The 22,163-nt window shown below is 62.0% G+C and carries 24 protein-coding genes; 11 read left to right on the plus strand and 13 right to left on the minus strand.

Annotated elements, in window-relative coordinates; all coding sequences use genetic code 11:
- Positions 1–152: 152 nt before the first annotated feature.
- From ATE64_RS03560 to ATE64_RS03575, 4 genes are read right to left on the minus strand one after another with little or no spacing between them, the layout of a single operon-like run.
- Positions 153–458, minus strand: coding sequence for a hypothetical protein (locus tag ATE64_RS03560; RefSeq protein WP_058455949.1), 306 nt, complete (start codon positions 456–458; stop codon positions 153–155).
- A gap of 18 nt (positions 459–476) precedes the next feature.
- On the minus strand, positions 477–749 hold the full coding sequence (locus tag ATE64_RS03565; protein WP_058455948.1) for a DUF3892 domain-containing protein: 273 nt from the start codon (positions 747–749) through the stop codon (positions 477–479).
- Between the two features lie 40 nt (positions 750–789).
- Complete coding sequence (locus ATE64_RS03570; RefSeq protein ID WP_058455947.1) at positions 790–1,050, minus strand: hypothetical protein; 261 nt, start codon at positions 1,048–1,050, stop codon at positions 790–792.
- A gap of 48 nt (positions 1,051–1,098) precedes the next feature.
- The gene (locus ATE64_RS03575) at positions 1,099–4,434 is read right to left on the minus strand and encodes a TM0106 family RecB-like putative nuclease (protein ID WP_058455946.1); all 3,336 of its coding nucleotides are present in this window, start codon (positions 4,432–4,434) and stop codon (positions 1,099–1,101) included.
- 62 nt (positions 4,435–4,496) lie between these two features.
- On the opposite strand from ATE64_RS03575, the gene ATE64_RS03580 reads away from it, so the two are divergent.
- Complete coding sequence (locus ATE64_RS03580) at positions 4,497–5,489, plus strand: WYL domain-containing protein (protein ID WP_058455945.1); 993 nt, start codon at positions 4,497–4,499, stop codon at positions 5,487–5,489.
- A 118-nt stretch (positions 5,490–5,607) separates the two neighbouring features.
- Here the strand turns inward: ATE64_RS03580 and ATE64_RS03585 are convergent, their stop codons facing one another.
- Together ATE64_RS03585 and ATE64_RS03590 are read right to left on the minus strand one after the other, a co-directional pair.
- The gene (locus ATE64_RS03585) at positions 5,608–6,300 is read right to left on the minus strand and encodes an RES family NAD+ phosphorylase (RefSeq protein ID WP_058455944.1); all 693 of its coding nucleotides are present in this window, start codon (positions 6,298–6,300) and stop codon (positions 5,608–5,610) included.
- On the minus strand, positions 6,301–6,693 hold the full coding sequence (locus ATE64_RS03590) for an antitoxin Xre/MbcA/ParS toxin-binding domain-containing protein (protein ID WP_058455943.1): 393 nt from the start codon (positions 6,691–6,693) through the stop codon (positions 6,301–6,303).
- Between the two features lie 149 nt (positions 6,694–6,842).
- Here ATE64_RS03590 and ATE64_RS03595 point away from each other — a divergent pair, with 149 nt between their 5' ends.
- From ATE64_RS03595 to ATE64_RS21945, 7 genes are all read left to right on the plus strand, one after another.
- Positions 6,843–7,175, plus strand: a complete 333-nt coding sequence (locus tag ATE64_RS03595; protein ID WP_058455942.1) for a hypothetical protein — start codon at positions 6,843–6,845, stop codon at positions 7,173–7,175.
- Positions 7,176–7,177: 2 nt separating this feature from the next.
- On the plus strand, positions 7,178–7,651 hold the full coding sequence (locus tag ATE64_RS03600; protein ID WP_156416463.1) for a hypothetical protein: 474 nt from the start codon (positions 7,178–7,180) through the stop codon (positions 7,649–7,651).
- Between the two features lie 37 nt (positions 7,652–7,688).
- Entirely contained in the window at positions 7,689–8,123 is a 435-nt protein-coding gene (locus ATE64_RS03605; protein WP_058455940.1) for a hypothetical protein, read from the plus strand.
- A 26-nt stretch (positions 8,124–8,149) separates the two neighbouring features.
- Positions 8,150–9,403: a hypothetical protein gene (locus ATE64_RS21480; RefSeq protein ID WP_156416464.1), complete on the plus strand. Its 1,254-nt coding sequence runs from the start codon at positions 8,150–8,152 to the stop codon at positions 9,401–9,403.
- Between the two features lie 620 nt (positions 9,404–10,023).
- Positions 10,024–10,467, plus strand: coding sequence for a DUF2958 domain-containing protein (locus ATE64_RS03615; protein WP_058455938.1), 444 nt, complete (start codon positions 10,024–10,026; stop codon positions 10,465–10,467).
- 99 nt (positions 10,468–10,566) lie between these two features.
- Positions 10,567–12,300, plus strand: a complete 1,734-nt coding sequence (locus tag ATE64_RS03620) for a ParB/RepB/Spo0J family partition protein (RefSeq protein ID WP_058455937.1) — start codon at positions 10,567–10,569, stop codon at positions 12,298–12,300.
- 270 nt (positions 12,301–12,570) lie between these two features.
- The gene (locus ATE64_RS21945; protein WP_167541740.1) at positions 12,571–12,708 is read left to right on the plus strand and encodes a hypothetical protein; all 138 of its coding nucleotides are present in this window, start codon (positions 12,571–12,573) and stop codon (positions 12,706–12,708) included.
- Positions 12,709–12,838: 130 nt separating this feature from the next.
- On the opposite strand, the gene ATE64_RS03625 is transcribed toward ATE64_RS21945, so the two are convergent.
- The 3 genes from ATE64_RS03625 to ATE64_RS03635 are packed head-to-tail and all read right to left on the minus strand — an operon-like array spanning position 12,839 to position 16,183.
- Entirely contained in the window at positions 12,839–13,780 is a 942-nt protein-coding gene (locus ATE64_RS03625; protein WP_058455936.1) for a plasmid partitioning protein RepB C-terminal domain-containing protein, read from the minus strand.
- Positions 13,767–14,669: a plasmid partitioning protein RepB C-terminal domain-containing protein gene (locus ATE64_RS03630; RefSeq protein ID WP_197410131.1), complete on the minus strand. Its 903-nt coding sequence runs from the start codon at positions 14,667–14,669 to the stop codon at positions 13,767–13,769. Before ATE64_RS03630 ends, ATE64_RS03625 begins: the two co-directional genes overlap by 14 nt.
- Positions 14,666–16,183 (minus strand): recombinase family protein, encoded by a 1,518-nt coding sequence (locus ATE64_RS03635; protein WP_331458588.1) that lies wholly within the window; start codon positions 16,181–16,183, stop codon positions 14,666–14,668. Before ATE64_RS03635 ends, ATE64_RS03630 begins: the two co-directional genes overlap by 4 nt.
- 163 nt (positions 16,184–16,346) lie before the next feature.
- On the opposite strand from ATE64_RS03635, the gene ATE64_RS03640 reads away from it, so the two are divergent.
- Positions 16,347–16,706: a hypothetical protein gene (locus ATE64_RS03640; protein ID WP_058455935.1), complete on the plus strand. Its 360-nt coding sequence runs from the start codon at positions 16,347–16,349 to the stop codon at positions 16,704–16,706.
- Between the two features lie 21 nt (positions 16,707–16,727).
- Here ATE64_RS03640 and ATE64_RS03645 read toward each other — a convergent pair whose 3' ends face one another.
- Together ATE64_RS03645 and ATE64_RS03650 are read right to left on the minus strand one after the other, a co-directional pair.
- A complete protein-coding gene (locus tag ATE64_RS03645) occupies positions 16,728–17,063 on the minus strand; it encodes a hypothetical protein (RefSeq protein ID WP_058455934.1) in 336 nt (111 codons plus the stop codon).
- Positions 17,064–17,688: 625 nt separating this feature from the next.
- Entirely contained in the window at positions 17,689–18,474 is a 786-nt protein-coding gene (locus ATE64_RS03650; RefSeq protein ID WP_058455933.1) for a transglutaminase family protein, read from the minus strand.
- Between the two features lie 60 nt (positions 18,475–18,534).
- Here ATE64_RS03650 and ATE64_RS03655 point away from each other — a divergent pair, with 60 nt between their 5' ends.
- Positions 18,535–19,770: an MFS transporter gene (locus ATE64_RS03655; protein WP_058455932.1), complete on the plus strand. Its 1,236-nt coding sequence runs from the start codon at positions 18,535–18,537 to the stop codon at positions 19,768–19,770.
- On the opposite strand, the gene ATE64_RS03660 is transcribed toward ATE64_RS03655, so the two are convergent.
- The gene (locus ATE64_RS03660; protein ID WP_058455931.1) at positions 19,743–20,504 is read right to left on the minus strand and encodes a competence/damage-inducible protein A; all 762 of its coding nucleotides are present in this window, start codon (positions 20,502–20,504) and stop codon (positions 19,743–19,745) included. The two genes, ATE64_RS03655 and ATE64_RS03660, sit on opposite strands and share 28 nt — an antisense overlap.
- A 105-nt stretch (positions 20,505–20,609) precedes the next feature.
- Here ATE64_RS03660 and ATE64_RS03665 point away from each other — a divergent pair, with 105 nt between their 5' ends.
- The gene (locus tag ATE64_RS03665) at positions 20,610–21,245 is read left to right on the plus strand and encodes a glutathione S-transferase family protein (RefSeq protein ID WP_058455930.1); all 636 of its coding nucleotides are present in this window, start codon (positions 20,610–20,612) and stop codon (positions 21,243–21,245) included.
- On the opposite strand, the gene ATE64_RS03670 is transcribed toward ATE64_RS03665, so the two are convergent.
- Positions 21,242–22,141, minus strand: a complete 900-nt coding sequence (locus tag ATE64_RS03670) for a DUF2785 domain-containing protein (RefSeq protein WP_058455929.1) — start codon at positions 22,139–22,141, stop codon at positions 21,242–21,244. The two genes, ATE64_RS03665 and ATE64_RS03670, sit on opposite strands and share 4 nt — an antisense overlap.
- Positions 22,142–22,163: the final 22 nt, after the last annotated feature.

Genomic DNA, 22,163 nt, shown 5'->3' on the forward strand with positions numbered 1-22,163 from the left:
AGGATGGACTAGCAGCCAATTTCGAGAGGTTCCACGAAAGGTTTTGACCAATTCGACTAACAGCGGCTGTCTAAGACAAATGCCCTCGGATTCCGGACGGCGGACTGATCTAGGGAAGTGATTGCGCTATGCACGCTTGCTCAACGGTCGATTCAGTGCAGCGCTTCGGGGGGCGGGAAATCCTCGAAGCCGGCATACATCACGTATCCAACATAGTTTACGTAGCGGACATAGCCGACGCGCCGACCGTAGGGCCTGAACCGTGCTGCCCGCCAGCTGCGCTTGCTCCGATGGGTTATGAGCCTATCACCGTTCATCAGTTCGCCCAGGTAGCTGCCGTCCGGACCGTAAATTTCGTCGCCGTAGAAACGCGCGACGTGATGACCGTCGTGCGTCCAGAGATCGTCGCCATCGCGGTAGCCGAAGCTCGTCCCGCCCCAAGTCCAAAGCCAGTCCATTAGTCTATGCTCCCCTCTTTAGCCGCGCGGGCATTCCGGAAGCGCGAGGAGGTTGTCGTTCCACTTGCCATCGGCGTAGGTGCGAACATACTTGCCATTCGGCCCATTCACGACGCCGATGTTGCCGCGATTGTTGCCGACGAGGGTGTAGAAGGTGTTGGTCTTCGCCTCGATCGAATCGATGACCTGCTGGCGCGTCCAGTGCCAGGTCGCTCCGCCGAGGTGGGTGATCCCTTCATAGGGATCGTTGCGCGGCTGCTTGTTGACGCACGTCACTTGCACGTCTGCCATGAGCTTTTCCTTTCCAATTCTGATTAGGGTTCGTTGGGCCTCAGGCGGCCCGCTTGTGAAATATCGGCGCCCGCACGCGCTCGGCGGTCTCGAAGAAGAGCACTTCGTCCTGCGAGAGGCGGAGAAGCTGTTTCGCACCGAGCGCGAAATATTCGCCGGCCCGGACAAGCCAGAGCTGACGGCCGGTCGGAAGATTGGCCTTCGCGAGAAGCGAAGCCGTGTCGATCACCTCAGCGTCGATTGCCAGCAACTGCCCGTCAACGTCGACGATGTGGCGAAGTCCGATATCCCAGTAGGCCATGAGCGAATCTCCTTTCGTTCGATGAAAGCAGATTCTCACCTCAGCATGTCAGAAGCTGTCACCCCCATGCTCACGAAGCAAACAAAGTGCATTTACGAGCATCATTTCCTCGACGGTTCGGCAGGGTGTTTCGAGGAGGAGGGGACTTGCGAAGACGACCGCCGACGTCTGCGCGCGGGAGACGGCGACATTGATCCTGTTCAGCGAGAAGAGGAAGTCGATGTCGCGCGGCAGTTCTTCGCCGCTCGATGTCGTCATGGAGACGAGGCACACGGGCGCTTCCTGCCCTTGGAAGCGATCAACCGTGCCGACCCGGACCGCCGATGGTAGCGCGGCGCGCAGCGCATTTACCTGGGCATTATAGGGTGCGACGACCAGAATATCCGTGTGACCGATGACACGCTCGCTGCCGTCGCGTGCGCGATAGGTTGCGCCGGTCACAGCCGCGATCTGCGCGTTGATGGCGTCGATCTCTTCGGGGCTGACCTGTGAGCGCCCGAAATGCTCGATCGCGCGGACGCCCGCGCCGACGAGCGATCGGCCATCGGGCGCAAGCAGAGTCTGACTAGCGGCAGCGTCGTCTGAGTGCAGCTTGCCCTCGTAGACGGCGGCCGAGATATAGTCGCAGACCGCGGGATGCATTCGGCGGCTAACCGGCATGAAGATGCCGCGATCGGCGGGGATGACCCGGTGTCCGTCAATCAGATATTCGAGGCAGGAATCGCCGCTCCGTCCGGGGTGCGTACCTTGAAGCGGCTGCGGCAGCTGCATCGGATCGCCGACGAGGACGAGATTTCGCGCGGCGCGCGACATGGCGATGATGTTGGCAAGCGAGACCTGTCCCGCTTCGTCAACGAAGAGATAGTCATAGGCCGGCGCGTCATATCGGGCGAAATGCCAGGCTGTTGCGCCGACGACATCGGCAGTCCCGATTTCGGGCGCGTCATTCTCGCTGACGAGGACGATGCCGGGATGAGCATTCTCATCGTCATCGTCGGCGACTTTCTGGACCACGCTGCATCGAACACCATCGGTCGCGCTCCGGTCCGCGACCGCTTCAAGGAGATTGGTGATGGCCTTGTGACTGTTCGACGAAACCGCGACGCGCTTGCCCGCACGGACCAGGTCGATGATCGATAGCGCGCTGACATAGGTCTTGCCGGTACCCGGCGGTCCCTGGATGGCAAGCGTGGTTTGATCCATGGCGGCAATTGCGGCGCTGGTCTGCACCGGCAGATCGCCTTCGGGGTCAATGATGCCCTCGGGCCGCGCGCCGTCGCGGAACGTCGGCGCTGCACGCATGAGCAATTGTTCTATCGCCTTGGCCGTGCCGGGATTGTCGATGATGGCATCGGTCACCGCTGCAACCGCGGCGCGAAGTGTCGCGTTGCTGATCGGCTTTGCAGGAATGAGATCCAGGCGATCAGGCAGCTCGCCTTTCGCCGTCGAGCGGCGCAGCACGAGCAGGTTCGTGTCATGGTCGATCTCGCGCAGATCGACATCCTCGGGCATCGCGGCGGGTTTGACGCAAGGCTTGCGGCCCGCCCTCAATTTGGTCTCCTGCGGCGGGAAGCGATAGGTCCGCTCGAACGACCTTGCCGTTACTTTGACGGGATCGCCGACGGCTTCTAGGCCTTGAACGCATTCGAGGTCATCGACGAGTTCCTCGCTCTCCTGCGCGAGCCGATCGAAAATCGCCCACCACGCGGGCTTGTCTTCGCGCTTGTGGAAGAAATTGAGGTCGAGCAGCAGATCGGCGATGTCCTCGCCGAGCCGTGCGCGAACCGGAAGGAGCCGCTCGCGCAGCGCCGCCATCTCTTCCTCTTCGGCCTCAACGTTCGCGAGCGGGCCCGCGTCGGGCACCTCGCCGAGTTTCGGCCAAGGCAGGCCTTCAGGGCGAACGTCGCGGATCAGCCAGTCGCGCAGCAGCTGCGTCGAGATGCAGTCGGTGCGGTTATAGTCGTAGATCTTGTCGAGCAGTTCGCTGTCTTGCGTCTCCCGCCATCGTTCGTAGAAGACCACGCTCGCGCCCGCGGTTGCGACATCTGCCTCGCGCTTTTCCATATAGAAAGCTTCGAGATCTTTGATCGAATAGCCTTTCTCGGAAGCGATCAACGAGCCCGATACGACGCGGAATAGATCGACGAACCGCCGTTCACGTTGGAGTTGGTCCATGACGGCCTCGCCGACGCGATGTTCCGCGGTCAGGCGGCGAAGCGCCGCAATCTCATAATTTGCGTAGTGATAGATATGCGCCTTCGGGTGGCGCTGGAGATGCCCCGTGAAGAATTGCAGCAGCTCAGCCACCGCCTTGCCTTCGGCGGCGCGGTCATGCGCCCAAAAGGCGCGGAAGCTCCATTCGCCCGCATCGCGAAACCAGATGCCGTGGAGATATTCGAGGCCGCCCTCATAATAGGGATCACCCTCGATATCGTAGAAGAGGTCGCCATCGTCGGCTTCGGGCAGCAGCCCGAAGCCCTTGCCGGGCTCATAGTCGCGAAGCGCAAATTCCGGCGGGCCGCCGGCGCGGCGCCCGGCCTGGAGCCGCGCCTGCGTCTGAAGCCGCTGCTGCGTCTCGGGAGCGAGCTTCGGAATGCGCTGGTCATGGGCCGCGAGACCGCCGATCGTTTCGATGCCTGCGGCCTCGACTTTGCCACGTTGCGACCTTGTCATGCCGGCGACCAGGGCAAGGCTGTCGGCCTTGTCCCACTCGTCGCGGCAATGTTCCTTCCAGCGACAGAGGCCGCAACTCGAAACAGGCTCGGGCTGCGTTTCCGGCCGATCGGTCAGGAAGGTTTCGAACACCGCTCGTGCATGGCGTGCGTAGGATGCCACATCGGCCAGCCGCACGGTGAAACGCGAGCCATCGCCGAGCTGGAGATGCGCGGATTCCGGCCGGATGCCCTGAAGATCGGCGATCAGATCGGAGTAGAGCGAGAGCTGGAGAATATGTTTGGGGTCGGGTTTGCGCTTCAGCTTGGTATCGACAACCTCATAGGACCAGCTTCCGAGATCGGAAGGGCGTTCCACCCGTTCGAGAAAGTCGGAGTAGCCGCCCCATGCGCCGCCGAGCAGCGCACCCTGAAAAATGATGTCCGGGCCGGCCGCCATCGCCTCGCGTGTGAGCCGGACCGACTCTTCCAGCGTGATCCCGTCCTTGGGAATTTCGACGACATTTTCGCCCTGCGCTTTGAGCGCGTCGAGAAAGGCAAGTTCGTGGGCGTCGCCCTGCTTCTGAAGAAGTTCGGCTTCTTCGCCATCCTCGCACGGCGCGATGTCGCCGGCCTCGATCAGCCGCAGATCGAGCGTCGTCGCGTGCCTGCACCCCTTGAACCGCATGAGGTCCGAGGCGGAAAGCCTGAGAGCGTCGTCGATCATCCGCATACACAATCCCCTTTATTTCGCTATGGCAGGTCGGGACGACAAAAGCTGTCATGGAGAATCGAATGTCGTTTGCAAAGGCCCAGGACCTTCTCAAGCTCGCGATGATGGCGACGCGCCGCAGCGGGGTGTCACTCGAAGAGATTGTCGAGGAGTTCGGCTGCGTCCACCGATCGGCGCAGCGCATGACAGCCGCCCTTGAAACGGCCTTTCCACAGACCGAGCCGGAAGACGGTGACGATCGCAAGCGGCGATGGCGCATCCCTGCCCGCGCGGTAGCGCCCCTGCTATTGCCGTCGGCCGAGGAACTGGCGGTGATGACGACGGCAATACGCCAGCTCGATGCGGCTGGCATGGCGACCGAGGCTGCGACCTTGCGCCAGATGGAACGGAAGGTGAGAGCACTGATTCCCGCTCATGCCGGTACAAGGCTGGCCGTCGATGAGGAAGCGCTGCTCGAAGCGCTGGGATATGCCGCTCGGCCCGGGCCGAGGCCAGCCGGGACGAGCGAGGTCGACAGCGCGATATCGGAGAGCCTTAAGGGGCCCTTCCTGCTCCGCATCTCGTATCGGCGTCGGACGCAGGACAAACCTACCGAACGTGTTGTCGCCCCGCACGGCCTTTTGCTCGGTGTGCGCCGCTACCTCGTCGCGCGCGACACGGCCAAGCCGGCGACGGCGCCGCTGCGCCATTACCGGGTCGAGGAGATCTACTCGGCCGAGGTGCTCGACACGAGCTTCGAGATCGATCCCGGCTTCAATATCCTCGAACATTCAAAAAAAGGCTTTGGCTCGTTCGAGAATGCTGCCGAACATGGCGATGTCATTTGGCGCTTCTCGCCCGAAGCGGCACCCCATGCCCGGCGGTTCGTGTTCCACCCTACGCAGAGTGTCGAGGAAGAGGCCGATGGTTCCTTGCTCGTGCGCTTTAAGGCCTCGGGACATCTCGAAATGTGCTGGCACCTCTATTCATGGGGCAAGTCGGTCGAAGTGCTGCAGCCCGCTCGGCTTCGCGAGATGGTGCATGGGCACCAGCGAATTTTTGAAGCACTTCCTTGAAGCTATAGGCATCGCTTCGAGCCCCTTTTAGCGGCTTGGGCGACTATCCCAGCGAAACGTACTTGTCGTGCTGAATCCCAGCGCAGATGGAAGAGTGAATGGTGTCAATATTAGTATGCTAAGCCGCGATGACCTGATCCTCTCCGAAGAGGATAGATGGATCCCATTCTTCGCCCTTCTCCGTGAAGGCATATATTCTTGAGATGCGTCTCCCGTCCCATTCGAAGCGATAATGTGCTGTCTGCATGCTTGTACCAAGGCACGCATTGTCCGTCACCGAAAGGCAAAGTCCTAGAGGCCGTTCTGGCGCAAGGAATGCCACACCTGCCAGTCCTGAGGGGATCCTTTCTCCCTCCTCTCGGCAATCGTCGTCGCTGATGCCGATGGGAAGACCCGTAAGGTCCGCAAACGTACCCGCGACCGGCGTCTTCAGCATGCGCATGTCGATGCCAATGGGCGGCTCGTTTGTCCGCCCGAGAAAAATTTCCCGCCGACGCACGGCGCGAGCTAGCGCCGTCTGCGGGTCACTGGCCAACTCGAGCGCCGGCAGTGTGCTCGGAAAGAACCGCGACCCCTCGGGATTGATGTAACGGAAGGGCGCGTGGTTCCAGTTCTGCAGTCGCGGTGACCCTTCGCCGCCAAAGCTGGCCAGCAGTTGCTCCTTTGAAAGCAACCGGGGATTGGTCCGCGCCTCGGATTCGTAAAGAGCTTCGAAGCGGTCGTTTGCGACCAGACCTCGATAGACCTCGACCGAAGGAAACCGCGACGGAATCAGGCGATAACCAAAGCCGTTGAACGGATATTCCTTCACTTAGCCACCCCGCTGCGCATCAAGATACTGCCGCACCGCGAGGATGTCGGCCATGCCACCACGCAGCATTATCTCCAGTGCGGACTTGCCATCGAAATATTCGTTCGAACGTAACATCCACTCTTCGCCGCGCTGATCGTCCGTGAACAAAATTCGCAGTGCTTTCCATATCGCGAGCAAGTGGGAGAGACGTTCGCCGGTGTCTCTTGGCAAGCTGCCGCCCTCTTTCTTCCACTTGAAGAACGTCGATCGTCCTGGCGATCCAAGCAGGATGATCTGTTGCTCGATCGATAGATCCCATCGCTGCGCCATCTCAAAAAATGCTTCTAATTCAGCTGGAATCGATGAAGCCCGCGAGCTCGTTCGAGCGCCGGGCAGCGTGTCAGCCGACATATTTGCTCCTTCAGTCCATATTTGTACTTGACGTAGTTAACAGTCCAATATCATATTGTCCGCATCGGGACCTTTTCCCGATTCTAGTCCACGATTCGCCGCGGTCAAGCTTTTCCGTGCGATCACGGCGGCAATGAAGGAGTAAACAGGTGGCTGGCAACGGCAACGGCAACGGCAACGGGAACGGGAACGGGAACGGGAACGGGAACGGGAACGGGAATTCCACAATCTCGGTGACCGTCAACTATCAGGCGGCGAGCAAGACCAATTCCTTCCCGCGCGGCGCGAAGGTCTCCGACGTGCTCGCATGGGCTATTACGGCCTTCTTGATCGACGACGCCATTGCAACCGAGATCGAACTCGTCGTCTCGGGCACGACAGACGAGTTGCAGGGTTCGAAAACCTTGGCCTCGCTCGCGCATGGCGCTTCCGCACTGACCCTTGATCTGGTGCGCGGCGACATCGCCAACGGGAACGCCTGAGCGTGGAAAACCCTGCTCTCACCCTGATTGAAGGCGACCTAGCAACCGAGGGCTTTCGGGCCGGCTGTGACGAGGGTCGTTGGCGGGTGGTGGACTTCGTCTACCCCCGCCTCGACTTCAAGGTGTCGGCCATCGATCTCGACGGTACCGCGACTGAATATGGTTTCCGGGCCGATCTGACGAACTACCCGGGCCTCGCCCCCGAGGTGAAACTCTGGAACCTTGAAGAGGACCGCAAGCCGCTCGCCGGAGAGCGGCCGAAGGGCGGAAACCGGGTCACCGAAACTTTCAAGGATTGGGGATCAGGCACCGTTTATCGGCCGTGGGACCGTCATACCGGACCGCACAACAACAACGCCGTCGCCAAGCCCCACCTCGCGTGGCGCAAGGATCGCGACCTCACGTTCATCTTCGAGGATCTCCATGGCATATTGGTTAGCAACGGTCGCAAGGTCGCTGCTCGGGCAGCGGCCTGAGCTGATCTGTGACCGCAGAGTGTGGGATGCCGGAGCGATGGAGCTTCGCCGTCGGACAAACGGCGGCCGACGCGAAAGCGGGGCGTTTCTTCTCGGGGAAGCAGGTGCTCCGTCGACCATCCGGCAGTTTATTTTCTACGATGACGTCGATCCGGGTGCCCTCGATAGCGGCATCGTACTGATCGACGGCCGACGGCTTGGCGCCCTCTGGAAAATTTGTCGAGACGAGGGGATGACCGTCGTTGCCGACGTCCATGTCCATCCGGGAAGCTTCCGCCAGAGCCCCTCCGACAAGGCGAACCCGATCATCGCAGAAGCGAACCATTTGGCGTTGATCCTGCCCGATTTTGCCGAAGGCTCGAACCTCCCAGGCCGCATCGGGGTCCATCGCTACCTCGGCAACCGTCGCTGGCGTGACGAAAGCGACCGCCTGTTTCCTCCCTTCCACGTAGGCACATATCTGTGGTCATGACACCCGAACTATCCCGAATTGCAAAGATGCTGATCGACGCCGAGGGCATCAGTGACGTGGAAGCCGAGGCACGCCTTCGAGCCATGACCCTTGAAATCGTCGTCGGTGATGGTGCCCACTGTATCGCTGGTCACAATGCGATTCTCACAGCCGTGGCAATCGGTAAAAAGACGTTCGTCGGCGGCGTCGCGGTCCGGATTGACGACGACGTACCTTTACTCTCCGCACTGCCGGTAGGTCGCACATCGCTGCGCGAGGCGGCCGATCGGTTGGGAGCATCTAAAATCGCGGGCGAAGCGTCTGTCCGGGTCATCGTCGGGAATGCGGTGGGCGGACCATCGGGAATCTATGCCTGGTGGGACGGCTGGAAAGGCGGGGCAGCGTCGGAGCCCAGGATTTCGAGAAACTCAGACAATCCTCTCGCCGGCATTGTGGCAGGCGCGGCGGCCGTAGCACAAGCGTTCGCGCGGCTGCGGAATTCCCCTTGCCCGGATGTTTCGGAGTTTGATCTCTGGCCGCAGAGCGCTGCAACAGAGCCCCCGCCCTTCGCAACGGTTTATCTTCCCGGTGCGCTGTGGCTGCTGGGTCTCGGCAATCTTGGCCAAGCGTTCATGTGGTCGCTTTCGGCGCTTCCCTATCCAGATCCGCGAGCAATCAAGCTAGTGCTGCAGGATGCAGACCGGATAAGCGCCGAGAATTGGGGAACTTCTGTGCTCGTCCAATCGGGCGAATATGGCGCATACAAAACCGCGCTCGCCGAGGATTGGGCCAAACGAAAAGGCTTCGACGTTCGCCGCGTAGATCGGTTGCTGGATTCGTATCAGCGCGTGCAAGAAGACGAACCCACGATGGCGCTCTGCGGTTTTGATTCTGTTGGTGCGAGAAAATTCATCGACGGTTGCGGCTTCGAGATAGTCATCGATGCCGGCCTCGGCCGCGCGCATACGGATTTTGATGTTTTTCGTGTGACGGTGTTTGATTCCGGTTATTCGGTGTCGGCCCACTTCCCTGAGCAAGTGCCTCCAAGCTCGGGTGCACCACGCGACTATAAGCAGCTACTCGGGCTGGATGGATGCGGAGCTGCCGAATTTGAGGGCATTGGGATTGCTGCCCCTTTCGTAAGTTCGATTGCTGCAGCGACAGCAGTGGCGCGGGCTATCGCCATTTGCAGTGGCGTCGCTGTTCCGAGAAATGAAAAACGGCGGTTGACCAGCGACGGGTCGAAGCTGGCCGCACACGCGGCAGTGAGTGGTCGCGGGATTATGCGCGTCGGTTCTTGATAGGGCATAACTAGGCTATCAACTTGGCTCGGTTGTGCCTCCTGGTCGTCGAGATCGCTGGCCGACCGAACTCAAAAGCGGGGAAGGCCTTCCCCTGACGGCCGGCCTAAGGTCCGTCCGCACCCCTTCCGCAGGGGCTGGCCGCCCCCGCGACGCCCCCAATTTGTGCGCGGATACTGGTGGGCGCTCGCTGCCGGCGGCAGGCGCCAACAGGGATCGCGCGTCTGTCCTGACCGCGCTGCGCACTCGGTACGGCTATCTTGGCGGTGGGGCGGCTAAGCACATCTGCGCACGCACGCCTCACCGCCTGCGGCCGGTCCGAGAGCGCGTTTGTTCCATTGATCCGCCGAGTCGGCGGATAAGTCTTCATCGCTGACGAGCATGTCGCCGCCGCGCGGACGCGGCGGCGTTATCGATCGGCCTCCCGTCTGTCGCTGGGTTGGCCGGCTCTCCCCTCTGGGCGCGTCCCGGCGTCCCGCAAGCCGCTACGCGGCTCCTCCTCTTCGTTTCAGCCCTCCGGGTGCGTGCCGCCTTCCTGGCCGCGCCCGGCAGGTCGTTCTCGCCGCCCACCCCCGCTCCGCCGGGGGCCTGATGGTTAGGGGGCGGGAATGGAGGATGACATGGGAAAGACCAAAGAACGCCGCGATGGGGGCAAGCTACTGTCCGCTGAACTTCATGACGCCTTGCGCGCGAATGACGAGGCGCGACGTGCTGCCGTGATGGCGGGTGCGGTGGAGCCGGATTTCGTACCGGTTGCCAAACTCTTCTCGCCGGTCGGTGCGGCGACGTGGCTCGCGACCGAATTGGGCGAGGATGGCGATACGCTGTTCGGGTTGGCCGATCTTGGGTTCGGCTGTCCCGAACTCGGTTCGTTCAGCCTGTCCGAACTCGCGTCGGTGCGGCTGCCCTTCGGTCTGGGCATCGAGCGCGATCTGGGCTTTGTATCCGAGGTTCCGTTGTCGGGCTGGACGGGCGCGGCACGGCGCGCGGGATCGATCATCACCGCCGAACAGAATTTCCGCCGTGCCGCGCGTGGCGACGAGCTTCCGAAGCCCAAGGGCTGAGGCAGACGCGGGCGGCGCGTCTCGCCGCCGAACCTAAGCCGGTCCGCCCAATCGCGAAACTCGACGGACCGGCACCTTCCACGAAGAAAGGTGAAGACAATGAAACTCGACTTTATCGACCTTGGCAAGCTGTCGATCAGCAAGACCAACATGCGTTACGCCAAGAAGGCGCCCGATGTGGCGGATATTCTGCCGACCGTTCGCGCGCGCGGTGTTCTCGTTCCGCTGATCGTCCGGCCGAACTGCGCCGAAGGTGCGTTCGAGATCGTGGCGGGCGCGCGTCGCTTCACGGCGGCGACCATCATCGCGGGTGAAAGGGGGGAAGCCGATCCGCTGCCCTGCGCGATCCTCGAAGAAGGCGACAATGCCGCCGCGCTCGAAGCCTCGTTGATCGAGAATGTCGCGCGGCGCGATGCCGACGAGGTGACGCAATGGGTCACCTATACGCGGCTGGTTCGCGAGGGCCGGAGCATCGCCGATATTTCCGACACGTTCGGAATGCCCGAGGCAATGGTGAAACGCATCCTCGCGCTCGGCAATCTGCTGCCGCGCATTCGCTCGCTCTATGCCAAGGAGAAGATCAGCGCCGGCACGGTCCGGCACCTGACGATGGCCGCCAAATCACAGCAGCGTGCGTGGCTGGCGCTGTTCGATGACGCGGATGCCTATTGCCCGCAGGGCCAGCAGCTCAAGAACTGGCTGTTCGGGGGCGGCGCGATCAGTGTGGCCCACTCCCTGTTCGACATCGAGGCGAGCGGCCTCGCGATCATTGCCGACCTGTTCGGGGATGAGCGCTATTTCGCGGACAGCGATGCTTTCTGGACCGCGCAGCTTGCCGCCGTCGAGGAACGGCGGGCGCGCTTTCTGGACGCGGGGTGGAACGAGGTCGTCGTCCTGCCCAAGGGCGATTATTTTCGCGAATGGGAACATCGCCCCGCGGCGAAGCGCAAGGGCGGGCGCATCTATATCGAGGTTCGCGATAGCGGCGAGGTCGATATCCACGAGGGCTACGTGACGGCCAAGGAAGCGGCGCGGCTCGAAAAGGGCGAGAAGATCGAGGCCGCGCCGAAAGCCTCGCGTCCCGAACTGACCGCGCGGATGCAGACCTATGTCGACCTGCATCGCCATGCCGCCGTTCGCGCCGAACTGACCGGCCATCCAGCGGTCGCTCTGCGTTTGATGGTTGCCCATGCGATTGCGGGGTCGCCGCTCTGGAATGTGCGGGTCGAGCCGCAGTCGGCCAAGGATGACGACGTACGCGAAAGCATCGAGGTCAGCAGGGCCGAGGCGGTGTTCGACGAGAAGCGGCGCGCCGTGCTGGCGCTGCTCGGTTTCGATGCCGAGGAACCGACCGTGGCCGGCGGCAATCCGATGCCGCTCGCGGACCTGTTCCAGCGACTGCTCGACCTGCCCGACCGTGCGGTAATGGACGTCATCGCTATCGTCATGGGTGAGACGCTGGTCGCCGGGAGCGCGGCAGTTGAAGCGGTCGGCCTCCCCATCGGTATCGATATGGCGGCGTGGTGGGGCGCCGACGACGCCTTCTTCGCCGGTCTTCGCGACAAGGAGGTGCTGACCGCGCTTGTCGCCGAGGTCGGAGGGAACGAGGTTGCCGCCGCCAATGCCAGAGAGAAGAGCGCGACCTTGAAGGCGATCGTTCGCGATCATCTGGACGGCAGCAATGGGCGTGCCAAAGTCGAAGGGTGGGTGCCGAGGTGGATGGCGTTTCCCGCCGCCGCCTACACCGAGCGCGGCGGGGTCGATGTCATGGTCGAGGATAGCGAAGCAACTATTCAAAAAACCGAGGAAGAACCGCAGCGCAAAGCCGCGTAAAGCTAGGGGGCGGCGATGTTCGCCGTCCCTAAGCCTTAGTGCCGAAAAATCGCGCGCCGCTCGCCCGTTCCGGGCGGGCGGCGCGATAGTTCTGCCGCCTCGTTTCGGGACGGTGTGCCAATAGTTAACGGACTCGACTCCCCGTTGGCCTAGCGCAATTATCGCGGCGGGTCACAGCCCCTTGGAACCGGTGCTCCTTCTCGAGGCGAGGCGCGTCCGGCGTCTCGGGGAGGGCGGCCCAACCGCTCGGCTTGTGCAAGGAGAAATCCAATGAGCAAGACGCGCAAAATTGGTCGTGATGCCGGAACCGGCAAATTTATCACGATCAAGGAGGCTCAACGCCGCCCCAAGGGTGCGGTCGTCGAGACTCTCCATGTCGTGAAGAAGGTCAAGCGCCCTAAGCTGTAAGCCTTCCGAACGGGGGTCCGTCAGAGGAAACTCTGGCGGGCCTCCGCGAACTTGAATCAGAGGGCGCACGCTGCGTCAATCAATTTCGATTTCTTCGCTTGCGTCACTCGCCCTCGTCAAAGGCCTTATCTTAGACAGGCGCTAGGTGTTGAAGCTGCGAGGGGGGCTCGGGAGCGACGCCCAATGTCTCTATCTCTGCTATGCGCTCGAATTCGACGAGATATTCTTGGCGATGCAGCGTTAGCCAGCGCGCCACGTTCGGATTGGCAAGTAGCTTCGAGAGATAACCGCGCGCGAGCGTCAAATGAAGATTGTCGATGCCGTAGCTATCCTCAACCGACGTAATACGGCTCTGAAGGACCGCAAGCTCCCTTTCCATTCGAGCTATTTGCTGCCCGTCGGGTGTGGGGGTTCGTCCGGGCCTGCCCTTGTGCTTGATCAATTGGTCGGGTGACGTCGCGGCGAGGAGAGCGCTTGCAAAAACCGAACTGAAATTGTTCTGCCCAGCCATGAGATCGGCGGCTTCGATCTGGCGAATGGGAGACATGCGCCTCAGAATATCGAACACCTTGATCGAACAATTTGTCTCTTTCAGCTTCTCCGCCACGTCGGGGCTAATTCCATCCAACAGCCTGAAGCGCTTCACGATCGTGTCAGCCTCAAGGCCGAGCGCTTCCGCTATTTGCGCCGGCGCGACGCCTCGTTCGACCGCTCGCACGATCATCCTGTGCTCCTGAACGGGCGGAAGGCGGCTGATACGCTTGTTGTATGTGTAGGTGTCCTCTTCCGTCGCGAGCAGGCATTCGACTTCTTCTATGCCAAGCTGTTTGAGGGCTTCGATCCGCAAATGGCCGTCGAGAAGATAATATCTTTGATCGTTTCCCGGCGCGGCGATGACAGCTGGTGCCTCGACCAAGCCAATGGCTTTTATCGAACTCAATATTTGCCCATACTTCCCGCTTTCGAGTGCGCCCTGCCGCAAGCTTTTAAGCGGTACGATCGCGGCGATCGGTACGGTGACAAAGTCTCTGTCGAATGCCGCGCGGACCCGGCCTTCATCAATCGGCTGCATGACCTGCCATCCTTAGTTCAAGCCAGCGCGGAACCTGGTCGAGGCTCTCGGCGCGTAGCATCGTGTGAAACCCATCGTCGGCCAGCAATTCCTTCATTGCTTCGACGACGAATAGGAGCCGGGTCTGCGCGAACTCGGATTTCTTGACCAACAGTCGCTGCTTCTCCGCTTCGCGCTGGTAAATTTCCATCAACTGACTGGCAGTGAGCCGGCGCGAAGTGCGTTTGCGACCAAGCCTGCCGTCTGGCAAACCCTTGTTGCGGGCTTCCAGTCTGGCTTCCAGCAATCGCCGAACCGCCGTCAGCTTCTTCCCTCGCAGATCGCCTTTTTCGTATGCGTCGAGCAATATTCGCTGCGCCTCGTCCGATTCCGCGCGTGAAATTTCGATCGCCAAAGTAATAGGGATGAGCCCCGTCTCTACCGCCGAGAGAAGTCGCTCCTCACCACGCGAGATCAAGTTGAGAACCAGATTTACCCAAGATGCCGACACGCCGATTTTTTCCGCGATCGCTGTCTCGGTATGTCCCCGCTTCCTGAGTTCGCCAACCTCGCGGATGAGATCGATTGGCCGGTGATGCCGCCGCGCGATGTTTTCGACGAGGCTCATGACAAGGCACTCGCTCTCGGTCGCCTCGATCACCACCGCAGGTATCTCCTCCTCTCCGAGCATCTGGAATGCTTCTAGACGCCCCTCGCCGCACACGAGGTCATATACGAGGCCGCCACTTCCCGCCCTTCGGCTCACCGTGATCGGGCGTTTCAAACCGATCGCCTCGATATTGTCGACGATTTCTCGGTGCTGCCGCTTGTTGCGCCCGCGGGGGTTGAGAACATTGATCCGTGATAACGGGATCATCTCTATATGCTGTGCGCGGGAAACGTCGCTCATGCGACCTCGCCCAGCGGCACCGGAGCAGCGATATGGTAAAGATAATCGAGGCACTCGAAACGATAAGCATCGAGACCCAATCCATTGTCCTCCGCCAGCCGTAGCCGTCGCGCCGCGAGATCGATGCGAGGAAACAGATAATAGTCGAGCGGTCTCCGGTTCATCCGGTCCATTCGGACGACGATCGTGATGTCCGGAAGAAGGGCGGTGTCGAACCGAGGCTTCCAGCGCAGCAATCCAGTCGGCGTGGACGTGCAACGGGCGATGACTATGGACAGGCTGAACTCGCCGTTGACGAGAAGCCGCTCGCCTTTGTCGTCTTGGCCGACGACACTACCCATCTCGACCAGACCCTCCAGAACATCTTTCACCACATCGGGGTGCAGGCGTCGAAGGGCTCGGTTGATTTCAATATAGCGGTAATCGTGGTCTGGCCGATAACCCACTAAGCTGTAGGCTTGCAGCAGGCTCCCGAACCGCGACCCATAAGCACTGCTTGAGGCCATTCCGTCGGATTCGTCGATGATGAGGCCGGAGAGTAGTCCCCGGCGTTCGTAAAGATCGCGAAGTGCGCCGAGCATTTCTTCGTCGCTGAGTCGGAATGAGCGCGCCCCGATAATGGATCGCGCCGCTTCGAACAGATCGCGCTCAACGATCGCATCAAAGGCGCCCTCCGCCCGGATCCAGATGCCCGGATCGTTTCGAACGCGCTTCTTCTTGAGCTTGAAGGATTGTCGGTTCCAGACATTGTCGCCGACATATTTCTCGTTGATTAGCACCTGATGAACTGTGCCTCGGGTCCAAGGACGATCGAGGTCGGTGCGGATTCCGCGCCGATTGAGCCCATCAGCGATTTGAGCCTCGGTCTGCCCTTCATGAACGAAGGCCCGATAGACATCGCGAACGACCTCCACTTCCTCGCTCGGGCCGAGAGTGAGGATAACGCGATCGGTTTGAATGCTTTTGTGCTCTCCACGCCTCAGCACGGCCTTCACATGACCCTGTTCGTCGACAAGCGTCCGCCGAAGCCCGAAACCCGCGCCGCCGCCTTGGCGGAACCCTTTTTCAATTAGTCGGCCTTGACCGGCGAAAACCTTCGCCGATAGCTCGCGACTATACTCGCCAGCCATGGCGCGCTTGACGCCCTTTACGATCGTCGAGACCGGGCTGCCGTCATTGTCGAACTGCTCCGCGCAATATTCGACGGCGATCCCTGCCCGTTTACAGATATATTCGTAGTAGGCGCTCTCGTCGGCGTCCTGGAACCGGCCCCAGCGACTGACATCATAGACCAAAACCATCGTGAAATCGGTTGTCCCGGCCTGAACATCCTCGATCAATTTTTTGAGAGCGTCCCGGCCGTCGATGCTCAATCCGCTTTTTCCGGCGTCGGCATAGGTTCTGACGATCTCAATTCCGCGAGTCTCAGCGTACCGGCGGATTGCCTCACCTTGATTCTCGGTGGAGTAACGCTGGTGATCGGTCGACATCCGCACATATTCGGCAGCGCGCACCGTCGGCGACAGCGCTTCGCCTTCTTTTCGGAACTGATCGGACCATTCTGCCACTTCACCAGCCCCAAATCTAAAGAGGATGGCTCCCAGGGTTCGGCCGTATGCGATCCCTACGAGTCGATGACGCAACGCGGGGTGAGTATAGACGGCGAGGAGAGGTAAGATGTTGCCGAAAACGGGCAAGAGTTTACCGCAACGACAGGCCGACATCACCTTCGCGGAACTGGTTTCAGCCGCGCTCACGGAGGAAGTCGGAGAGACCCATCGAGGGGTCAAAACGCTGATGCGATGGACGGGCGCCAGCGAGCGATGTGTGAAGCATTGGCTCGCTGGAACTCACGCTCCTAGTGGATCGCACCTACTCGCGCTGATGCGACATTCGGACGAACTTCTGCGTCACCTGCTCATCGCCGCCGGGCGGCGCGAAGCTACTGTTGGGCTCGAGCTCGCCAGCTTGCGCTTTAAGCTTCGCGAGCTCTTACTGTTGATAGACGAAGGAGGCGCGCCGCCAATACGTCACTGACGCGCTGCCTCCTCCGAACTATCATTCGCCCGGCATGGTATTGGTCGAAGCGTAGTCCTTGAACTTGTCCGTAAAGTTCGCGTGATAGTCGTCGATCTGCATCTGCGCATTTTCCTCGGCATCGGCTTGCGAATCGCCGCCCGCCCGGTTGGTCGCCGTAACCGCTGCCTTAAATGCCGATTGTTCTGTGTCGCACGCCGACTTCACGGAAAGTTCAAACTCCGCCTCCGTCACCTTGGCCTCAAGCTGCTTCTTGAGATGCTCGCGGAGGCATTTCGTGAAGGCGGCTCGCGTCGCGTCGACATTGCCGGCCGGTGCTGGCGCCATTGCAGCCAAAAGAATTGAAGCGATAAGCATCCTGCGACTCCCCGTTTGCAGATGTTCTGTGGTTAGAAATTAGCGCAGCCCGAAAAAAATTGGGAGCGCCATTTTGCGCCACCATTCGATCCGGTCGTTCGCCAAGTTAGCCCCTGCAACCAACGCATGCCTCCGCGCGATATTGAATCAGAAGCCAAATGATGGAATTCGCCGCAAGCCGTCAGGCTAGCGCGATGGGTGCCCGGTTCTGGGCTCCCTATCCCTTTCGGGACTGGGCCGGGCACCAATTCCTATTTCGTACGTCAGAACAAGAACGCGGGTTTCCTACAATATTCGGTCGTGTCATTGTCGGCATATGGCAAAGCAAGCGAGGAAATGGCGGGACAGGGCGCTTGCGATCGAATTTTGGATCGCGACCTGTGTGGTGGGCGGTTCCTTTGTCGTTGGTCTTCTCAGAGCGCTGGGTTATCTTTTCGATTAGAGGAGAAGTCGTCGGCCGAACATGCTCAACAAGCTCCACGGTCGGAATCGAACCTCCGGACTTTTAAGTACAGTACTTACGGGGGCTTTTCAGGGGGCCTCCAAATTAGCATCGGACTGAATGACTAGGCTTCCCTTCGGTTCTTGCGATTATTCGATTCCCTTCACCCGCTCCAGCCGCTTCCTAGGCGTCGACAAGCTCCTTCACCGACACCCGCTGTTCGACGAGTTCGATCGCGCGGTACGCCGTAAGAAACGCCACGTCGGCGGCGTCGCGGCCGACGCAGATGCGCGCGGTGCCTTCGGGCCGCGCCATGCCCGTCGCATCGACCATGTACCAGCCGCCGTCGAGATAGACTTCGGCGATCGCGTGGAAATCCTGCGGATCGACGCCGAGCGCGTAGACGCTCGCCATGCGCGCCGGGATATGCGCGGCGCGGGCGAGCGCGATCATCACATGCGCATAGTCGCGGCAAACGCCGCGCCGCTCGACGAAACTGTCGAGCGCGCCGGTGTCGGCGTCGCTGGTGCCGGGAAGATAGGTGAAACGGCTTTCGATCCAGTCACGCATCCGCGCGATCTTCGCGCCGCCCTCATGCTCGCCGAAACGGCGCTCGACAAAGGCGTGGAACTTGTTCGAAGGGCAATAGCGCGATTCGTTGAGATAGGGCACGACCGCCGAGGGCAGGCGATGCAGCGCGACCTCCGGAAGCGTGCGAAAGTCGACCGCCGGCCGGTCGACCACGACCGCCGCGCGATACTCGGCGCGGAGCGTGCCCGAGGCTCGCAGCCAGATTGGCTCGCACAGCCCGTCAACCGCCGGGACCCGCGACACAAATTCCGGATTTCCGAGGTCGAGCGAGCTTTCGACAACTTGCTGGCCATGCCCAACCGCCGCCTCGATCTGCAGCATCAGGTCGACGGGTTCGGATAGGCGATAATTTAGGGAAGCGGAAATTTCGAGTTTCATCTATCGCCAACGCACAGGAGGGGGATCGGTGCCGCTAATGACTGTCGGGGGAAATAACAAGTGACGCCCGCGCGCACGATACCGTTCATCGTCGTTACCATCTTCATCGACGCAATCGGGTTCGGCATCATCATGCCGGTGCTGCCGCAGCTAGTCATGGAGGTCGGCAAGATCGATCTGCCGCACGCGATCGAGATCGGTGCCTGGATCGGACTGGTGATGGCGGTCGCGACCTTCCTCGCTTCGCCGGTGCTCGGTAATCTGTCCGACCGCTTCGGCCGGCGGCGCGTGCTGCTGCTCTCGCTCGGCGGACTGGCGGCCGATTACACGCTGCTGACAGTCGTCGGCACCCTGCCCTGGCTGTTCGTCGCGCGGGCTATTTCGGGGATATTTGGCGGCAGCTATGCGGCGGCGCAAGCGGCGATCGCCGACATCACCAAGCCCGAAGACCGCGCGCGCAACTTCGGCTTTGTCGGCGCGGCCTTCGGAGTCGGCTTCGTCGTCGGCCCGGCAATCGGCGGCTTGCTCGGCGAGATGAGCCCGCGCGCGCCCTTCGTCGCGGCGGCGGGTCTGGCGGCGGCAAATATGCTCTATGGCCTGATCATCTTCCCCGAGACGCTGCCGCCCGAGCGCCGCCGCGTCTTCGACTGGCGCCGCGCCAATCCGCTGGGTGCGCTCAAGACCATGCGCGGCCTCCCTGGTATGGGCGGAATCGCGACCGTCCTCGTGCTGTGGCAGATCGCGAGCCTCGTCTATCCGATGACGTGGAGCTTTTGTTGCATCGCACAGCTCGGCTGGACGTCGGGGATGATCGGTGCGAGCCTGGCTGCGGTCGGGGTTGCCATCGCGATCGGCCAGGCCTTCGTCGTCGGGCCCGCAGTCGCGCGATTCGGAGAGCGCGATGCCGCCACGCTCGGCATCCTGATCGCCGTTGCGGTCTATATCGGTTATGCCTTCACGACCTCGACGCTCGGCGCCTTCCTGCTGCTGATCCCGGTTGCCTTGCAGGCACCGGTGCAGCCGTCGCTGATGGCGATGATGTCACGCCGCGCGACGCCGGAGACGCAGGGCGAGGTTCAGGGAATTTCGGCGATGGCGATGGGGCTGGGACAGCTTGCCGCGCCGGCGCTGCTCACGGGAACGATGGCCCATTTCACCGGGGACGACGCGCCGGTGCATTTCCCCGGGGCGGCCTTCGTGGTGGCGGCGATCTTCGGAATATTGGCAATCGTGATGCTGCGCCGCCTGCCGCGCGCGCAGCCGGCCGATCAAATTCCGCCGTCGGTCACTGCATAGCCGAGCGCTTCGAGCCCAGCGGTGAGCATCGCGACGCAAGCGGCGACCGCATCCCCGTCAGTCGATCGGATCACGAAGTTCGCGCCGACCCGGCCGTCACGGAAGAAGGGATAGCTGCCGATGGCGACGCCGGGATGGTCCTTCTCGCCCTGACGGAGCAGGTCGGCGACCTCGCTTTCGGGCGACCAGGCCCCGATCGTATGCGCGACGAGCGGCGCGCCACCTTCGAGTTCGCCGGTGAGCGCGTCGAGCATCCCCGCGGTGATGTGGGGGACGCCCGCCATGATGAAGAGATTTCCTAGGCGGATGCCCGGCGCGCCCGACATGCGGTTCGGGATCAGGTCGGCGCCCTCGGGGACGCGGGCCATGCGCAGCCGCGCCTCGGTCAGCTCGATCCCGCGCCCGTTATAGTAACGTTCGAGGATCGCGCGCGCTGCGGGGTGGATGATCACCCCGACGCCCAGCGCCTTCGCCACCGCGTCGACCGTGATGTCGTCGTGCGTCGGCCCGATCCCGCCGGTGGTGAAGACATAGTCGTAACGCGCGCGGATTGCGTTCAGCGCGTCGACGATCTCCTGCTCGACGTCGGGCACGATCCGCACTTCGCGCAGCCTGATCCCCTGCACGTCGAGCCAGGTCGCGATCTGCGCGACATTCTTGTCCTGCGTGCGGCCCGAGAGAATCTCGTCGCCGATCACCAGCACGGCGGCGGTCCAGATGCGTTCGTCGCTCATCGCTTTGCCTTAACCGCGAACGGTGACAAAACAAGCCCGCTGGAACATCGAAATTGTTCCTGATATGTTCCTACCCGACTCGCACGCCCCAAAGGGAGACGCATCATGGCCGAAGAGCTGATTTTCTATACCAATCCCATGTCGCGCGGCCAGATCGTCCGCTGGATGCTCGAAGAGGTCGGGGCACCCTATGAGACGAACATCCTCGGCTACGGCACCTCGATGAAGGACGAGGCCTATCTGGCGATCAATCCGATGGGCAAGGTTCCCGCGATAGTCCACAACGGCAAGGTCGTCACCGAATGCGCCGCGATCTGCGCCTATCTGGCCGATGCCTTTCCATCGGCGGGCCTTGCACCGGCGCTCGCGGACCGCGCCGATTATTATCGCTGGATGTTCTTCGCCGCCGGGCCGGTCGAACAAGCAATCACGGCCAAGCATTTCGGGATCGAGCCCGACGCCGACCAGCAGCGTTCGGCAGGCTTCGGTACGCTGGAGCATGCGCTCGACGCGCTTGAAAGCGCGGTCGCGGGCAAGACCTATGTTGCGGGCGACCTCTTCACCGCGGCCGACGTCTATGTCGGCAGCCAGGTCGATTGGGGCCTGCAGTTCGGGACGATCCCGTCGCGCCCGGCGTTCGAAGCCTATGCCGCCGGCCTTCGCGAACGCGCGGGCTACAAGGCGGCGAAGGCGATCGACAATGCGCTGATTGCCGAGATGCAGGCGGCAAGCCCCGCTTAGGGCAGTGCCTTCAGCAACGCGATCGCAAGCGGGGCAAGGCGCTTGATCTGCGGATCCTGCGTCTCGGCCGCGCTGACATAGATGGCGTTCGCGAATGCGGTTGTGTTGTGAACCGCCGCGAGGCCGGCATCGTTCGTATAGGCGTCCGTCCAGCGCGCACTCGTATCGGGATGCAGCGCCTTGAACCATGCCGCCCAGGCCGCGTCATCGATATCGGGGCGCCTGGCGAGAAACAGCACGGGCCGCGCGAGGCGGGCCGATTCGCCATGATGATAATAGGGCGAGTCGGCCGGCGCGACCTGCGCCGCTATCGCGCCGAGCAGCAACTCGGCATCGGCACGCGTCAGCCGCGGATTGAGCGCGAGCTGGAGCGCGAGGTCGGAACCATGCGCCACGCCGTGCCGCCACCCCTCGCCGGCGGTGAAGCCGCGGTAGTCGCTGACTCCGCGTAGATAGGCGGCCGCGGTGCCCGCGAGGGCGTGGACCTCACCGTCGCTCATCCACGCAGCGATGCGGTCGGTGCGCGCGACCTCCGATAGCGCCAGGATCGCGAAGGGTTTCGCGAACCCGGCGCGATCGTCGGGCGCGGTCGCCATCGCGGTCAACCGGCCGAGCGCATGGCGCATCTGGTCAGCCCGAAGCTGCTTGCCGCGAAGACCTTCGGACCAGAGCGTGTAGGCGAAGCCGTCGCGCACCGCGGAATCGGGATCGCCGAGGCAGGCGGCGAGTGCATCGAGGTCGGCGTTGCTCGCCCTCGGAAAGAACGAAGCGGCATAGGCCTTGAGGTCGCCGTCCGCCGGCGATGCGACGCGGCAAAGCGCCGGTTTGACCTCCTGGCCCGCCGCCGGAGAGAGCAGCATCACCGCCGCGCCGACGATCATTCCCGCAAACCGCATCGCTGCCCCGCCCCCAAGAAAA

It is taken from the genome of Sphingopyxis sp. H073, assembly GCF_001468395.1.
In the GTDB taxonomy this organism is placed as follows: Bacteria; Pseudomonadota; Alphaproteobacteria; order Sphingomonadales; family Sphingomonadaceae; genus Sphingopyxis.

Coding starts and splice junctions, on each gene's coding strand:
- ATE64_RS03590 (WP_058455943.1), bottom strand. CDS start 6,693: ATGTCGGCTGACACGCTGCCCGGCGCTCGAACGAGCTCGCGGGCTTCA.
- ATE64_RS03580 (WP_058455945.1), top strand. CDS start 4,497: ATGTCGTTTGCAAAGGCCCAGGACCTTCTCAAGCTCGCGATGATGGCG.
- ATE64_RS03615 (WP_058455938.1), top strand. CDS start 10,024: ATGGGAAAGACCAAAGAACGCCGCGATGGGGGCAAGCTACTGTCCGCT.
- ATE64_RS03575 (WP_058455946.1), bottom strand. CDS start 4,434: ATGCGGATGATCGACGACGCTCTCAGGCTTTCCGCCTCGGACCTCATG.
- ATE64_RS03620 (WP_058455937.1), top strand. CDS start 10,567: ATGAAACTCGACTTTATCGACCTTGGCAAGCTGTCGATCAGCAAGACC.
- ATE64_RS21945 (WP_167541740.1), top strand. CDS start 12,571: ATGAGCAAGACGCGCAAAATTGGTCGTGATGCCGGAACCGGCAAATTT.
- ATE64_RS21480 (WP_156416464.1), top strand. CDS start 8,150: ATGCTGATCGACGCCGAGGGCATCAGTGACGTGGAAGCCGAGGCACGC.
- ATE64_RS03650 (WP_058455933.1), bottom strand. CDS start 18,474: ATGAAACTCGAAATTTCCGCTTCCCTAAATTATCGCCTATCCGAACCC.
- ATE64_RS03670 (WP_058455929.1), bottom strand. CDS start 22,141: ATGCGGTTTGCGGGAATGATCGTCGGCGCGGCGGTGATGCTGCTCTCT.
- ATE64_RS03640 (WP_058455935.1), top strand. CDS start 16,347: ATGTTGCCGAAAACGGGCAAGAGTTTACCGCAACGACAGGCCGACATC.
- ATE64_RS03605 (WP_058455940.1), top strand. CDS start 7,689: ATGGAGCTTCGCCGTCGGACAAACGGCGGCCGACGCGAAAGCGGGGCG.
- ATE64_RS03565 (WP_058455948.1), bottom strand. CDS start 749: ATGGCAGACGTGCAAGTGACGTGCGTCAACAAGCAGCCGCGCAACGAT.
- ATE64_RS03625 (WP_058455936.1), bottom strand. CDS start 13,780: ATGCAGCCGATTGATGAAGGCCGGGTCCGCGCGGCATTCGACAGAGAC.
- ATE64_RS03630 (WP_197410131.1), bottom strand. CDS start 14,669: ATGAGCGACGTTTCCCGCGCACAGCATATAGAGATGATCCCGTTATCA.
- ATE64_RS03660 (WP_058455931.1), bottom strand. CDS start 20,504: ATGAGCGACGAACGCATCTGGACCGCCGCCGTGCTGGTGATCGGCGAC.
- ATE64_RS03570 (WP_058455947.1), bottom strand. CDS start 1,050: ATGGCCTACTGGGATATCGGACTTCGCCACATCGTCGACGTTGACGGG.
- ATE64_RS03560 (WP_058455949.1), bottom strand. CDS start 458: ATGGACTGGCTTTGGACTTGGGGCGGGACGAGCTTCGGCTACCGCGAT.
- ATE64_RS03645 (WP_058455934.1), bottom strand. CDS start 17,063: ATGCTTATCGCTTCAATTCTTTTGGCTGCAATGGCGCCAGCACCGGCC.
- ATE64_RS03665 (WP_058455930.1), top strand. CDS start 20,610: ATGGCCGAAGAGCTGATTTTCTATACCAATCCCATGTCGCGCGGCCAG.